Annotated in this window: 13 protein-coding genes; 2 read left to right on the top strand and 11 right to left on the bottom strand. The window is 41.8% G+C overall.

Annotation, left to right across the window (positions count from 1 at the left end):
- Window positions 1-582: 582 nt before the first annotated feature.
- From LC586_RS36970 to LC586_RS36960, 3 genes are all read right to left on the bottom strand, one after another.
- Entirely contained in the window at window positions 583-1,257 is a 675-nt protein-coding gene (locus tag LC586_RS36970; RefSeq protein ID WP_229490595.1) for a hypothetical protein, read from the bottom strand.
- 81 nt (window positions 1,258-1,338) lie between these two features.
- The gene (locus LC586_RS36965) at window positions 1,339-2,190 is read right to left on the bottom strand and encodes an Rpn family recombination-promoting nuclease/putative transposase (RefSeq protein WP_229490593.1); all 852 of its coding nucleotides are present in this window, start codon (window positions 2,188-2,190) and stop codon (window positions 1,339-1,341) included.
- A gap of 200 nt (window positions 2,191-2,390) precedes the next feature.
- The gene (locus LC586_RS36960) at window positions 2,391-2,762 is read right to left on the bottom strand and encodes a hypothetical protein (protein WP_229490591.1); all 372 of its coding nucleotides are present in this window, start codon (window positions 2,760-2,762) and stop codon (window positions 2,391-2,393) included.
- Between the two features lie 213 nt (window positions 2,763-2,975).
- Between LC586_RS36960 and LC586_RS36955 the strand changes: the two genes are divergently transcribed.
- Window positions 2,976-3,218 carry a hypothetical protein gene (locus LC586_RS36955; RefSeq protein ID WP_229490589.1) on the top strand — a complete coding sequence of 81 codons (243 nt, stop codon included), beginning with the start codon at window positions 2,976-2,978 and terminating at the stop codon, window positions 3,216-3,218.
- 28 nt (window positions 3,219-3,246) lie between these two features.
- On the opposite strand, the gene LC586_RS36950 is transcribed toward LC586_RS36955, so the two are convergent.
- Entirely contained in the window at window positions 3,247-4,914 is a 1,668-nt protein-coding gene (locus LC586_RS36950) for an alpha-keto acid decarboxylase family protein (RefSeq protein ID WP_229490588.1), read from the bottom strand.
- Between the two features lie 275 nt (window positions 4,915-5,189).
- On the opposite strand from LC586_RS36950, the gene LC586_RS36945 reads away from it, so the two are divergent.
- Window positions 5,190-5,399: a hypothetical protein gene (locus tag LC586_RS36945; protein ID WP_229490586.1), complete on the top strand. Its 210-nt coding sequence runs from the start codon at window positions 5,190-5,192 to the stop codon at window positions 5,397-5,399.
- A 266-nt stretch (window positions 5,400-5,665) separates the two neighbouring features.
- Here the strand turns inward: LC586_RS36945 and LC586_RS36940 are convergent, their stop codons facing one another.
- The 7 genes from LC586_RS36940 to LC586_RS36920 all read right to left on the bottom strand — a co-directional run.
- Window positions 5,666-6,781: an FAD-dependent oxidoreductase gene (locus LC586_RS36940; protein WP_229490584.1), complete on the bottom strand. Its 1,116-nt coding sequence runs from the start codon at window positions 6,779-6,781 to the stop codon at window positions 5,666-5,668.
- 208 nt (window positions 6,782-6,989) lie between these two features.
- Window positions 6,990-8,129, bottom strand: coding sequence for a tetraprenyl-beta-curcumene synthase (gene tbcS, locus LC586_RS36935; protein ID WP_229490582.1), 1,140 nt, complete (start codon window positions 8,127-8,129; stop codon window positions 6,990-6,992).
- A gap of 256 nt (window positions 8,130-8,385) precedes the next feature.
- Window positions 8,386-8,517 (bottom strand): hypothetical protein, encoded by a 132-nt coding sequence (locus LC586_RS40980; RefSeq protein ID WP_267921793.1) that lies wholly within the window; start codon window positions 8,515-8,517, stop codon window positions 8,386-8,388.
- A 23-nt stretch (window positions 8,518-8,540) separates the two neighbouring features.
- Entirely contained in the window at window positions 8,541-9,314 is a 774-nt protein-coding gene (locus LC586_RS41320) for a hypothetical protein (RefSeq protein WP_306423332.1), read from the bottom strand.
- A 15-nt stretch (window positions 9,315-9,329) separates the two neighbouring features.
- Window positions 9,330-11,780 carry a plasmid replication protein, CyRepA1 family gene (locus LC586_RS36930; RefSeq protein ID WP_306423331.1) on the bottom strand — a complete coding sequence of 817 codons (2,451 nt, stop codon included), beginning with the start codon at window positions 11,778-11,780 and terminating at the stop codon, window positions 9,330-9,332.
- A gap of 114 nt (window positions 11,781-11,894) precedes the next feature.
- Entirely contained in the window at window positions 11,895-12,440 is a 546-nt protein-coding gene (locus LC586_RS36925) for an alpha-ketoglutarate-dependent dioxygenase AlkB family protein (protein WP_229490580.1), read from the bottom strand.
- On the bottom strand, window positions 12,409-12,650 hold a 242-nt coding region (locus LC586_RS36920; protein WP_229490578.1), incomplete at its 5' end, for a reverse transcriptase N-terminal domain-containing protein. The genes LC586_RS36920 and LC586_RS36925, both read right to left, overlap by 32 nt.

Here is a 12,650-nt window from a genome sequence, read left to right as displayed (position 1 = left end):
AGATTATTTGTATATTTTGCGGTTCGTTGCGTCCAATTTACCTGAAAACCATCAATATATGTCAGACTTGTTATCGAAAACAGTCTAGCACCAGATGTAATCGTTGTGGACGGGTGACACACTATATGGGGTAAACATAGCGTAACTGACATTAGGGGCGAGATAGTCGGAAAGCATTAGTGTATAAGCTTTTTAGCTATTATTTTTAGATAAATCATCCAAGTCATGTTTGGTTCTTGTTAGACAAGCCTGTAACAAAAGAATAAGGGCTTTAGTTTTGTCATTGGCATACTACAAACCTCGGTTTTAGGTAAATTTGTACTATTTTGCCCCTGATGTCAGCTACGCTATATCTGCCCCAAATCAGAATATTTTGGCGAAAACTTTTTACACCTATACACCCCTGTACTATCTCGTAACATCAATCAAAAATTCAATCAAATTTCTTTTTTTTAGGTTTGCATCTTTGTGCTTACACTTCTTATAGTCAAATAGCTACAACGTTTATGTTAGGTGGTGCGCCGCAGGCGTACCCCCTGAACGGTTACCATTCAACCTTGGTCATTTTCTACGTTGTGGAAATTAATTTGTTTCTACCCTAACGCAAGAATTAGGGCTGTTGTTGTTGTTTTTTCTACGTTGTAGAATTGATTTCATGATTTCTGTATGATCTGTCTGTTTCTCGCTGTCTTTTACCTTGTCAGGGTGAAAGATTTCAGCTAACCTCAGAAATGTTTCACGAATTTTTCTCTTATCTTCTGTTCTAGCTTCACCATGAGATCCTTCTACAGATTCTTGTGTTTGCCAATGTTGATGGCGACCTTCAGCAGTTTTCTTTGAAAAATCTGATTCGGGTTCGGGATTGTCAAACAATTCGTCTAGCTCTGTTGAAAATTGTTTGCGGCTTGGTTTGAGACTAATGATTCCTGTCAACTGGAGCTTAAGGTAAACTGCCTCTATATTTTTGAAGGTTTGTTTACCAAACTTTCTAGTAGTAAAAATCTCATCAAATAAAGTATGAATATCCTGGTCTAACTCAGCCATTTTTAGAAAGCTGGGACTGGCTTTTTGAAATATTTTTGTTGCGAAAGCTCGCGTCTGTTCAATAAAATTATTCAGTTCTGTGCGTTTTCTTTTAATCTGTTTGAGTAATGATTGGTGTGATTTTTCTAGAAACTGTAAGCGGATATGTAATTGGGAGAGAGCCAGTGGAGTTGTAACAGTCGAGTGGGATAAAGGTGGGGTTTTTCGAGGCATAGAAGATTTATGCTTTTTCAAGGGAAAAAACTCTTTCCTTCAATTGACATCTCAATGATGATACACGAATGTCTACTGAGATTAATTTTCTGGTGATAGTTGTGCTTGTAACTGCTGTACTTGTTCTACACTTAAACCCGTGATTTGTGCAATTTCCGGCACAATCATTCCTCTTTGTAGTAGATTCAATGCAATCTCTTCTCTTGTTTTTTGGGCAGCTTTTTGTTCCCAACTAGTAACAATTTCCATGATTTCCTCCCGCTCAGTTAACCCCATTGTATCGATAGCCGCTTGGAAAACTTGCTCTTCGGTTGTATCCAGCCGCAAATACGTATCCACAAAGCCCGAAATCAATTGCATTCGTGCTGGCGATAATTTTAACGTCGCCAGCAAACGTAAACATTCCGCCTTCACCTGCGGACGTTCCTCTGTTGGAATATTCATCTTCGACATCAATGCTGCTGCCACCGGATTTAGCTGCGTTAAAAAATCTCGCCAATTTAAGCGATTCAACTGAATAGCTGCAAACTGAAATTCCAGCACCTTGAAGTCGCCAAAGGTGACACGATAATTTTGAGATTGGGCCCGTTTGGGTTCATCAAAAGAAAAAATCACAACGGGATAAATCGCCAAATCATATTTTTCATGGAGACGCGCAAAATACTTAAACATCCGCTTCGCAAATGCTGTCTCAGTATAAGATTGATTTTCAACGTGAATTAAAAAACAAGTGTCTTGCTGCTGATAACGCACCTGAGCCAGTAAATCAATTTCCTTCTTTTCGCCAGACGTGACATCAGTAAAGACTTCTTGAGGTAAAAATTGGATAGAATCGCGGTCTATTTGGCTGACTACTTGAGGCAGGAATAAATCGAGAAACTCAACAAAAAACGTAGATAGTAATTCTTTGAAAAGACGATCGTGGTCAATCATGCTTTTTGTCTTTCCCTCGGATTATAATAATTATTATATAGAAATAGGCATTATTTTAGGCTATTAATTGAATCTACTTACAACAATTAATACCGAATGCCAGATATTAATTATTAAAAATTTATTAACTGGATTCAGAGGGAACTCGATGGATGGGCTTCGTACCTCAGCCCATCCTACCGCGCTTGAGTGCAAACGTCTTATTTCTGTTTACAGTTTGCGGTAAGTTCTACATTGTAGAAAGTCCCTGGTTTGGGATTAATTGAACGCAACTCCTGGATAAAAGCATTAAATCTTGTATTGCTGATGCCGAAGCCAGCTTCAGCACAAGCAGATAAACCTCCTTCGATGGGAATAGGAGAACCATTCCTAGGACTATATACAATGAATTTATCAACAGTGCCAGTGCCTACCCCAAACCCAATAATCTGACGAACTGTTCTCAAAGCGGCATTATCTAAAGAACCACCAATACTGCCAATACTGATATTAACCGCACGACTTTCAGCCACAGCCGGCGCACTAATCGACAATACTGCCCCGACAATCATCAAACAGGTGAACTTCAACATTATCCTCGACTCCAAAAAATTGAAAAACTAATAATTAGGTTTCGACATGGATGAAGTACATCACAGACGCAAGCCATGTAAGGTTTACAAACACGCTTGTGTGTGTGTAAACTACAAAATCTCTGATTCTGAACTTTTGAGGATTACTTCAGCATTACGTCTTTCCTTTTCTGAAGAATTTTAATTTCTTAAAAATTCTTTATAAAATCGTGTTTGCAGACAGACCTTTGGCTGTCTAATCAGTATTTAAGGGTTGAGACGAATGGCACAGTTAGAACTCAAGGCGTGGACATCTTCAATTTTGACGGAACAACACAAAGCGTCGCGTTACCCAACTTTCTCACGCCATCCACTCAACCCACTGTGGGGCATCTGTCACCAATTGAGCAAACTTGTCTGGGTAAACGTCTTCAAACTCCAGCATCACACCCAACCGCTCATCAATCGTTAGGGTAGTGAGTAATTGATGAGGCAGTATGTTGCTTTATTGCTGCAACATCTTCAACAGAACCTCTGGGCTGTCCATTTTATCCATTACAACCTCAATAAAAGCAAGTTGGTCACGGTTAAGTTGAGCTGTTTGTAATGCTTTGTCTAACTGGGATTCGGTACTAACTTTAATTGCCCAGGCATTGCCAGCGAAAACCTTAGGGAGCTGATGATAATTCCAAGGTTGAATGTCGTTATATGGCATACGTTCACCGTGAATATCACGCTCTATAGTATATCCATCATTGTTGATCAAAAAAATAATCGGTTTTAGATTATAGCGTAAAATGGTTGAAAGTTCTTGTGCAGTCATTTGGAAAGACCCGTCACCAACCAGTAGGATAGAGCGACGTTGTGATGCGGCGATCGCACAACCAAGTAATGAACCAACAGAGTAACCAATCGATCCCCAAAGTACTTGCCCAACAAAAGTAGCTCCTTTTGGTAAAGGAACGATAGAAGCGCCAAACAAACAAGTTCCAGTCTCAGCAACGATAATATCATCTTCTTGGAGAAAATGAGCAAATCTATGCCAAAAATGCTGCTGCGTAATCGGTGCCGAAGAGCCGCCATTGAAAGGCGTTATAAAACCAGCATCTAAATTCTCTGTTGCTGATTTGAAGTAAAGCGTTTGAGGATCACGGTGCTGCAACCGTAGGCTTAAAGCAGAAAGCACATCTGCCATAGCGACATTGTTGTATAAAGCATGTTTAACTTTTACATACTGCCCATGCACTTCAATAGTTTGGCTGGGATCAAGTTTGGCAGAAAACTTGCCTGTGTTGAAATCAGTCATCAAAGCACCGATAGTTAAAACACAATCTGCCTGCTCAATACGTTTTCTGACAGATTCCTGACTGGCAGCACCATTATATATGCCGATGAATTGGGGGTGGGTTTCTTCTAGCAATCCTTTTCCCATGTTCATCGTGGCATAAGGGTATCCAGTAGCTGTTAGCAATTCTCGCAATTGTTCATGCAAATGATAGCGAGCTACACCAATGTCAGCAAGAATCACAGGTTGGGAAGCTTTTTCCAGTATGTTTACAGAGACATCAATTATTTCTGCTATTGTAGCGCCATCACTCTGAAATACAGGGGGTATAAAGAAATCAGACGGTGCAGACACCTCAGCCAGAGCAACATCCATAGGTATGGAAATATAAACAGGTAATTTCTTCAGCAAACAGATACCTAAAACTCTGTCAATTTCCGTTGTTGCATTTTCGTTTGTTAAATATGCTTGAGCCACCGTTACCTGTTGATACATTCGGGCAAATATTGAAAAATCACCAGTACCAAGCGTATGATGGACAAGTGAACCAAGAGCTTGAATTTTAGTTGCAGGAGCACCGGTAATCGCTACAACAGGAACGTGTTCAGCATAAGCGCCAGCGACACCATTAATAGCACTGAGTTCACCAACACCAAACGTAGTTACTAATGCCGCAACACCATTAAGCCGACCATAACCATCGGCAGCATAGGATGCGTTAAGTTCGTTGCAAGTAGGAATTAACTCGATGCCATTGTGGTTAACAATATAGTCGAGAAACTCCATATTGTAGTCTCCAGCAACGCCAAAGATATGCTTGATGCCAATTTGCTCCAAACGAAGCAATAAATAGTCGCCAACAGTAAACTTTGCCATTGTCTTAGCCAAAATTTTACCCCTTTAGGGTATGAAAACTATAACTCAGATGCGTATCTCTGAAGTAAGAATAGGATTGTGACTTTTGCGTTAAGCCTTTCAAGAACGTCCGCTTTTTAGTTGAATGGAGACTAAATTAGTACAGTTGACCTAATCATTCAAGCCTTAATTGAGGTCATGGTGAATAGAAAAAACGTGGAATAACTGTTTATTATACTGTCATGGTACTGTGTATCAGTAATTGAAACTGAAACTGTTGTTAACTGGCGAAGATAAGCTGTCATGAAATGCAATTCTTACAGTTGAGTTTAAAAACTGAGCATAACTATAGACGTTTATCTAAGAAGCAATGCGATTTTACATCTGGGATTTTGATGATTCTCAAGTACCTTCGCGCTACTTCTCCTACAACCAAGGGAGATAATAGTCTAGAAATTGACCTAAACCGCCACCTTTCCTACGCACACCACAGTCCTACACCCACTATTCATTGTTAACCCAAAGGAGCCACTGCCCCAAATACGCATTCCAGTAAGGCTCACCATCAGCAATGCCAACAGCTTCGCTAACTTGGGAGACTAGCTGTTGGTAAAACTTGTCAACGCTGTCGAGTCCAAAACGCAGCTTCAGGCGTAACCCCTTCCATCCAAGGACAAGAGGATCTTCTACTTGGGTAAATGTTTGGGAATTGTCAAGGGATTCCGTGTCAATAGCTCTACCTATTGAGGGATGTTTGAGTTTGTACTGTCTAACAAAATATGAGTTACGGAAGTAGCCTTTTATAAGGAATTAAGCCGGCAAATGTGTAAGTTACCTGCTCTGCCAATGGCTTATTCCTATTCATCAGCCAGATTAATAACTTATTTATAAATGAGAATTTCCTAAAAGACTTTATCTGTAAACCAGCATCGAGGTCTGGCTCAAAGTACAGCTGATAAAGACGCTGCCAATTTTCAGATGCTAATTCTGGACTAGTACTCATATTAATCGCTTGCGTCACGTATAAGCCGCTAAGAATAGCATTTGCGATCCCTTCACCAGTCAAAGGATCTGTCAGATTTGCAGCATCACCAATTTTAAAAACCTTGCCATAAGTGACTGTGTTAGCTCGTTTTGCGGTAGCTAAGGGATAAGCTTTAGGTTTTTGCTGACTAACTACTAGACTTAAGAGTTCTTTTGTAGCCTGATTACGCTGCACAAATTCATTGAAAAGCCGAATAATGTTTGTGTTGTTCTTTTGATATTCATCTATCCATACTCCCACACCAACATTGAGCTTGACTAATTCTGAGTCTACCGTTACGGGAAATATCCAACCATATCCATTAACCCCAAGAGTTTTATCAAAGTAAATTTGAGCTTTTGAGAGATAGATTTTTGGAAAATCTGCGACTTTTATATTCCAGTAAGCTCTAATTGCGATCGCATTGGCTTCTCCCGCATAGACACCGCGTGCATCAATTATGTAATCAAAATCACTATTAAGCTCTTGGTGATAGCGTTGAATATCGCTAATCCTCTGCGTTCGACCTACACACCCTGCATTGATTGCTTTTTCATAAAGAAGATTGTCGAATACAAATCTAGGTATGCAATAGCCTTTAAGCTCAGTGGGGCACAGATGGCTAATATCGTTTGAAACTCCTAGCAGAAAGCCATCGATTTGAGCGTACTCAGAGGCTAAACGTTTGATGTCCTGTGGATATATCCCCATTGTGGATAATGCTTGAACCGATCCAAGGCTGACTCCATCTCCACAAGTCTTATCTCTGGGAAAACAGTCTTTATCTATAAGCATGACTTGATGTCCGCTTTTAGCCAAGTGATAACCTGCGGAACACCCTGCTGGTCCTGCCCCAAGGACTACAATTTTAGACATTATTAAATTATCCTTATTAGAATTTGTCTTTATCCATGAACATAGTTTAAAAGGATGCCAACAATTTTAGAAACTGATGAATTGCTTCCTTATTTTCTAGACAAGTAATAAATAACAGACTTATATTGGACTTTCAAATGATGGATACGCTTGCTTGTTTATAACTAATATCTAGTTAATTCTTGTATTGTTTAGTACGTCAAACTACTTACGCTAAGATTTTCCGATACCGAATCCGAGCCATAATCATAATATTTCCCAGAAAAAAGAGTGATGAACCGCCACATGAACGGATAATTTTCTTTGCAGTTTTTTTGATGTTTTTCTGTTCGTTAACTTTTTCATCAGCTAGATAAACACCTAATAAAGCTCGATTAATCATTCGATGAAAGTGCTTATGTGGTAAACAAGAAACAGCTCGATCAGCCTGTTTAAAAAAATAAGCAAACCGTTCACTTATTTCTTGTCCATTATTATAGTAAGCACAGAAGTTTAAATCTCCACCTATGCGGTCTTCTTCTTGGTCGATAAAATAGTCAAGTAGGATATGAAGTCCTTGAACCCAAGGGAAGTAGCTAGTTTTAACTTTTGTAGCTAATTCCTCGGAGCAATCTGGATCGCTTGCATAGGCCACAAGGCAAAAAATTCCTAATGTTGAGCCAGTAGAAGCTGAAAATTCATACCACTTCATTTGAGGAATTTGGTTACGATGTCTTTCAAACCATGCTTCTAAGCGAGGAACTCGCTCGTTAACTTGAACGTGTTTATGAACTTGTAAATCACAATAATAATCAGCCAGATGATGTAAACTAGGGGCAATTACGTGATATGATGGTAGCTGCCTTAATACATTTTGACAAGTTTTTACTAATTCCATCAGATAGCCGCCATCGTCTTGCTCTTGACGAAATTGGTAGTAATTAATGCATTTAGCACTAGGTGTAAGAGCATCTAAACAAGCTTGATGGAGAGTACGAAAATCTTTCGGGTCTAAGGAAGTACTGCGATCGCATAGGTTATCTAAATAATCGCTAATTGTTTGATAAGCAACAATAAAGCAGATTATTTGCTCAATTTCTTGTTTGGCAAGTAATCCATAGATAGAGCCACCTTCACAGTGGAAAGCTTTAGTTTTTATACTTAGTAAAGCTTGTTTACGTAATTCTGGATTAGGAATTCGTTCAGCTTTTTTCTTCCAGAATTCTAAATGTTTATGAACTCGTGGAATAACATCATAATAGATTCTCAGCATCAGCATGGTAGAACTTGATGGAACTTGCAATGCCAAAGCTTTTGGGAGAAAATCTTTGATGTTTTTATTATGATTATGATCCTGATCTATGAGCATTATTATTCTTTATCAAGATTAATCATTAGCTGTTTTTTACATTAAACTTTAAATACTTAAAATTTACCTATCCTTTGAAACAGGTAGGATTAAAATGCTATGTATAATTAGACATACTTAATAAATTATGAATAGTAATTTGTGGGAAAGTTGGCTTGCCCAAGGCTAATGATTTACCTAAAAGTGATAAAAATACAAAAGAGTAATTGCCTCTATCGCCCTAAGTTAGAGGTGTGAGACAGATAAGGACGAGCGGTTATTCTGGTTTTTCTTGGCGTGTTGATTTCATGTTGTTGTAAACATCTTCACCCATGCCATTATTGCTATTGCTATCGGTTATGGGTTTGCGCTGGCAATCTGTCGCCAGTAATCTGTTTCTAGTCGTCATTGCTTGGACGCACTGTACATGACCTACACCGCAACCAACCAATCGCACACCACCGATTTACAGCCCGTGGCAAAGTTAACCCAAACCTGCCACTGGTTCAGATACCTATTCCAGTAAGGCTCACCATCAGCAATTCCAACAGCCTCACCAACTTGGGAGACAAGCTCAGTATAGAACCGACCAGCGCTGTCGAGTCCTTCCCGCATTTTCAGCTTCAGCCCCTTCCATCCAAGGACTTCAGGATCTTCCTGGGTAAATGTTTGGGGAATGTCAAGAGATTCCGTGTCAATACCTGGTGTTTGTAACTCTATATTGTTCGTGACTGACACCGACTCACTAAGAAACAGTTCATCCCGATTTAACCACTGCCCAAAAATTGAATCACGCTCGTCATCAGGGGCAACGAATTGGTAAACGCACTCCCGCTTTTCACGCTTACCCAACCGACCGACGTAATCGAGTTTCAAATCAATCTTGGCAAGTAATTTCTGTGCGATCGCAATCGGGGTCAGTTTTTCTGAGATACTGACATTCAGGTAATTCTTAATAACGTGTCGATGCTTTACAGCCATTGCCTTAAACTCCAGTATCTTCTCGTCAGTTCCACGTAACTGAACGTCTGGTGTAAGAAACTGCAACAGATTCAGGCTTTCGAGTAACAACACAGCAGGTAATAACTGCCCCTTGTTAAAGTCCGGTTTCCAAATTGAATTTTCCCCTGCTTCTAACTGTGTTTTAGCCCGTTTAGCATCACGATTCGTCAAAAACTCTCGCCCCAGCGTCAAATAATAGTGCATCCGCAATTGGGGATACTAGCCGTCGTCATCTTTCTCGACCAAATCAGGCGTAACTTCAATTTCGTAGCGACGAGACAATTCGGCCTTACGCTGCTGATGTCGTTCGGTTTTCGTTTTCGCCCGTTTGTCTTGCAGTTTCTTGAGTTCGGTTGGGGAGAGTTCATCAGAATCCGCGATCGCTTGACATTCAGCAGTATACAATTGCTCACTTGCCGCTTTAACCGACTCGATTACTGCCCCACTCTCATCGTCATCAGCATCGTCGGCATCGATAATTGTATAACCATCCTCGACCAAACCCGCAAGCACAGATTCTCTATAGCGCCGCATCTCTACGTTGATGACAGAGCCACGCTTGCCCCAAGTCTGCAATGACTCCGGTTGAAAATTCTGCTCAACATAGCTGTAATCGTCATTATCCGCCGCCGACAACAGTGCAATGTTCGCTTGTGTGGCGACGTGCTGACTTCTTAGCAATCCCCCTATGGATGTAGAGCCATTGCCCACAAGACCCATCCCCCACTCTCGCACCCAAATGTGACGGTCAACTGTTTCCCGTAATCTTGCCAACATCTGACGCACAGAGTTAACTGGCTGCACTCCCTGAAAAATCCCCCATACACCATCAAAATGCCCTCGAATGTCGATGCTGACTCCAGTTTCTAAACTTGGAGAGGCGATAACCAAATCGTACTGGGTGAGAATTTCATTCAAGTGAGCGATACAACCGAAAGCCGCATGAGAAGGATCAGCAACGGATTCGCTGTCTATTCGCAGGATTCGCAATTCTGGGTATTTCCGACGAAAACGTTCTTCAAGTGCCTGGGTTCCCCATTTGGACTTGGCTTTCTGAGCAGAGCAGCACAATAGATGATGCCCTCCAATGGCGATGCCTCCGGCGAGCTTCGCTAACGCCCGATCAAGAGCAGCAATTAAATTCTTCGGGTTACTGCCAGAATAGTTGTAACAATTTCCGGCACTATCCCGATAATTGTTGACGATGACGAACGGGTTAACTCGATATTCACCAGCGAGTGATAAAACATACTTCACATCAGTATCTGACACATCGGCACTAGACAGATAAATCTTTCCCTGACTGCTGCCCAAAACATTCTGTACCAGTTGTTTGAGGTTTTTGAGAACCGATACCCGACGTTTTTGCACTTCAGTACCAGAGTTGAGCAAATGCCAGAATACTTGGTCACATTCATCAATAATAATGACATCATTCGCCCAGTCGTTGGGGTTGAATCGCGCCTGACTTTCCTGATGCAGTGAATCAACGCACACCCCGTATCCCAACAATGTGCCTGTTTCATTCGTGCGAACTTCGGTAACATAGTTAACACCAAACCGATTACACAGAGCCTCACCCAATTGGATGCGATGGGTAATGATTAATACCCGTCTCTCTTGGTCGTGTGCTTTTGCCACCTCAGTTGCCAGCCATTCGGTTTTACCAGTACCTTTGGGAGCTTTGAGGATAATCAGTTTTTCACCTTCGGGGACGAGAAGCTGTCCGAGGAATCTTTGGTTAAGTGCGATGGACGGGGGATAAGTCAGCAAAGTAAACAGCTTGATTTCCCATAACTCCAGTGCAAGAGCTGTGTTGTACAGTGCGTCAAAAGCTGGCTGACCCTTGGCAACGATAAAATCATCAACTCCTTTCTCTGCTCCTAACGGTAAATCAATCACTCGTAGGGAACAGCCTTCATTTACCAGCAACCGTCCCATACGACTGATAGCGGTTCTGACTCGCTGGACTGTCTCAGGTTTATTGTCCTGGTCAAAGCAGATGTTAACCTGTCTCCCAAGAGTTACAAAGTGTTTAAGGTCTGGGATGAGGTATGGTTTACCAATGGCAGTACCATATTCATCAGTAGGTGTGCGGTATCCAGCGTTGACACCGGGGATAGCGATCGCTGCATAGCCGGCTGTCAGTAACGCTCCCGCTTTCTTGACACCTTCCACGATTGTCACTGGCACATTATGCCTCCAAACCCAGTGCCAGAAACCCCCAGGATGTTGTAAGTCAAATTCTGTAATGGGAATGCCGCAACGTAGGGAAACTTTCACCCAGATGCGATTCGGGACTAAGAGGAAGAAAGCGCGTGTCTCTTCTCTGAATGGGTGTTCATACTTGATGAATTTGTGAATCTTTTGGCGATCTCTTCGGGGGTGGTCAGGTTTGAAACAGCCCCACATCATCAGCACGTAGTTGTTGAGGGGGTCAACGCCATTGCACCACCAGCCGCCTAGTTCGATGTGCTGGTACTTCTTCAAATCTCTATCTCGTAGCCGTCCATCATTGCGACGGGAAATTTTGGGACTGTAGAGCAGATATTCGTAGGGTAACGTCCTGTAGAGCGAACGCACATTCAGAGCAATGATTTCTTTGTCAACTCCGCTGTTGAGCCATTCTTGTAAGTGTAGAGCTTGAGAATCAGATTCGATTATACGCATATTCCCTCTGTTTTTTGACGCATGGAAATAAAGCGGCATGGGTGCAATGCCGCCGGTTCAACTTTTTGTGAGAGTTTGTGCTGGCTATGAAATCGTCAACAGCCAGCTACAGCGTTATCTCTTGCCTCCGGTATGCGGTCGAAACGTGAGATTAATACGTGTGCTAACGACTTTGTTGGTCTTTGGAACCTGATGCAGATGTGTGGACTGACAACCGGGGTGCATCACAAGCAAGCTGCCGTGTTCCAGCCAGAAGTCAGTGGGTTTGCCATCTTTCGGTTTAATTTGAAATTTGCGAACACAGCCAAGACTTATAGAAGCGATCGCAGGGTTGAATCCCATCGATGGCTCGTTGTCTGCGTGCCAACCGATGCTGTCCTGGGCACTGCGGTATTGATTTCCGATGACGATGCGAAATTTATAGCCAATCAACGCAGTGATTCTGTCCCGCAAGTTGTCCAGAGCATCTGTCCAAGTCAGGGGTTTTAAGAACACGCTGTTGGAGTAGAGGTAATCACATCCAGCATCACCGTAAATACATTCAAGGCGGGGAACGGGCATTGTTTTACCCGCGATTCTGATTTGATTTTGCTGCCACTCCAGTTTCAAGCAGTGTTGGTAGAGCGAGTTAGCTTGTTCGTGATTTAATACCGTCCACACCCGCCGTCTTCTTCCCTTGGTTGTCTTGAGTTACCCTTCTAACCGCTAGACATTTTGCTGACCAAGACTTCATCAACGTCTTTTGGAGTCTGCGAACTGCTATGACATCACCACGAAGTGAGGCTCTGTAGATTCTTTTTTGCAACTTGTAGACACGTTTTTCTAACTTGTGCCAGTTAATGTGTCTCCATTCCACCATCGATTTGTCAT

The sequence above is a fragment of the Nostoc favosum CHAB5714 genome, assembly GCF_020829495.1.
GTDB classification, from domain to species: Bacteria; Cyanobacteriota; Cyanobacteriia; order Cyanobacteriales; family Nostocaceae; genus Nostoc; species Nostoc favosum.
This window is presented reverse-complemented; position numbering and strand designations above follow the sequence as displayed.